The organism is Pelorhabdus sp. sgz311002 (assembly GCF_056134285.1).
Genome location: NZ_JBWBCL010000027.1, coordinates 1 through 503, shown reverse-complemented (window position 1 = coordinate 503; position 503 = coordinate 1). Strand labels below are relative to the sequence as shown.

Sequence of the window (503 nt, the reverse complement as noted above, 5' to 3'; positions counted from 1 at the left end):
AATAAATATCCACCCGCATAGCGGGTGGTTTTTCATTTTCGGGCATAGCCCTTTTAAACTGGCTGCGCATAAATGCGCTTTTTATTGGCCTGCCAGCCATGCAACTTTTACTTGCTACCCGTAAACGGGTCTCTTGGGTCAAACATACTTAATTGGTCTGCCTCTCTATCCGACTTTAACTGATTTGCTATATACTCCGTTATCGCTTTTGTATTCTTTCCTACCGTATCTACATAATATCCTTTACACCAAAACTCCCGATTCCTATACGCAAATTTCATATTCCCAAACTTTTGGAATATCATTAAACTGCTTTTCCCTTTTAAATATCCCATAAATCCCGATATACTCATTTTCGGCGGTATACTAACCAACAAATGTATATGATCTGGGCATATCTCGCCTTCCATTATCTCTACGCCTTTCCATTGGCATAACGTTCTAAGTATCTCTCGTATCTCTTGCCGTTTTTCCTTGTAAAATACCTTTCTCCTATACTTTGG

At 39.4% G+C, this 503-nt stretch carries 1 protein-coding gene; it reads right to left on the bottom strand.

Translation table 11 applies throughout. The features are described 5' to 3' along the window. Positions 1 to 107: 107 nt before the first annotated feature. Positions 108 to 503: IS200/IS605 family transposase (gene tnpA, locus AC0NJP_RS18285; RefSeq protein WP_474700708.1), on the bottom strand; the 396-nt coding region annotated here is incomplete at its 5' end.